The 1541-nt window shown below is 67.4% G+C and carries 1 protein-coding gene and 1 pseudogene; both read right to left on the reverse strand.

Going from position 1 to position 1541, the window contains the following annotated elements; all coding sequences use genetic code 11:
- Positions 1-234 (reverse strand): annotated as a pseudogene (locus EOA24_RS37550) (thiolase family protein); the annotation flags it as partial.
- Positions 231-1541, reverse strand: a 1311-nt coding sequence (locus EOA24_RS37555) for an AMP-binding protein (protein ID WP_127410795.1), incomplete at its 5' end; no start/stop codon positions are given. The gene EOA24_RS37555 and the pseudogene EOA24_RS37550, both read right to left, overlap by 4 nt.

Consider the following 1541-nt stretch of genomic DNA (forward strand, 5'->3'; position numbering starts at 1 on the left):
GGCCATGGTCGGCGCGAGTCCCAGATATTCGGCTATGGTCGCCGGAACATGCTGCGGCGTCTCGCCGACCTGCGGCCCGACCAGCAGCCCGTCGATAGCCGCCGGCTCCAGCCCGGCGTCGAGCACCGCCAGGCGCGAGACCTCGGCGATCATCTCCAGCGTCGTCACGCCGCTGGTCAGGCGCTGCGGCTTCAACTCGCCGATGCCGACGACCGCTCCCTTTGCCCGGCTCATGCCGCCTTGCTCCGGTCGAGCGCGCGGTATTCGTCGAGGCAGGCGGGATTGGCGAGCGAAGCCATGTTCTTGACCGGCTTGCCTTCGAGCGTGGCGCGGGCGGCACCCTCGACGCGCTTGCCGTTCAGCGTATAGGGCACGGCCTGCACCGCGTGGATGCGATGCGGCACGTGACGGGGCGAGGCGCCTTCGCGGATCGCTTTGCGAATTCGCATGGCGAGCTCGGGGGTCAGCGCAAAGCCGTCGTTGAGCTTGACGCAGAGCACGATCTCCTCGTCGCCTTCGATGGGCGCGCCAAAGACCAGGCAATCCTCGATCTCGGCAAAATTCTCGCAGGCGGCGTAGATTTCCGCCGTGCCGATCCGCACGCCGCCGGGCTTCAGCGTCGTGTCCGAGCGGCCGTGGATGACGCCAGAGCCGTAAGCCGTCATCTCGGCGACGTCGCCATGTGTCCAGATCTCGCGGCGTGCGGCGAAGTAGGTGGCGTGATAGCGCGCGTCGCCGTCCTTGCCCCAGAAGGCCAGCGGCATGGACGGGAACGGCTCGGTGCAGACGAGATCGCCCTGCCGGCCGATGACCGGCGCATTGCGCTCGTCCATGACGCCGACGGCGAGGCCGAGCCCTTTCACGGTCAGCTCGCCGCGCCGCACAGGATGGATCGGCGATCCCAGCAGGAAGCAGCCGATGATCTCGGTGCCGCCGGAGATCGAAGCGAAGATCATGTCGCGCTTCACATGATCGTAGACCCAGTCGAACTGCCCGGGTGAGACGGGCGCACCGGCCGACAGCAGCGAACGCAGCGACGAGAGATCATGCAGGCGCCCCGGCGCGTAACCTTCGGCGGCAAGTGTCGCCAGGTATTTAGGACTGGTGCCGAAATGCGTGACGCGAGCGCGCTCGGCCATTTTCCAGAGCGGACTGGGGTCGAGGCGATCGGCCGATTTCAGGATCGGCGCGCCGTCATAGAGCACCACGCTCGCGCCGCAGGCCAGACCTGAGATCAGCCAGTGATACATCATCCAGGCGGTGTTGGTGTACCAGCTCATGACGTCGCCCGGGCGGACGTCGCCGTGGAGCAGGTGCTCCTTCAGGTGCTGGAGCAGCACGCCGCCGGCGCGATGGACGATCGCCTTCGGCGCGCCTGTCGTGCCGGAGGTGTAGAGCACATAGGCCGGGTGGTCGAAGGGCACGCGCTCGAAACTGAGAGGAGCGTCGCGGCCGAAATCGTCGAACGAAATGCGATCCGCCGCGCAATCCGGCTTGGTGCCCGGTTCGCCGGTCAGCACCAGCGTCGTCACCGTCGGCAT

It is taken from the genome of Mesorhizobium sp. M2A.F.Ca.ET.039.01.1.1, assembly GCF_003998035.1.
GTDB lineage: Bacteria > Pseudomonadota > Alphaproteobacteria > Rhizobiales > Rhizobiaceae > Mesorhizobium.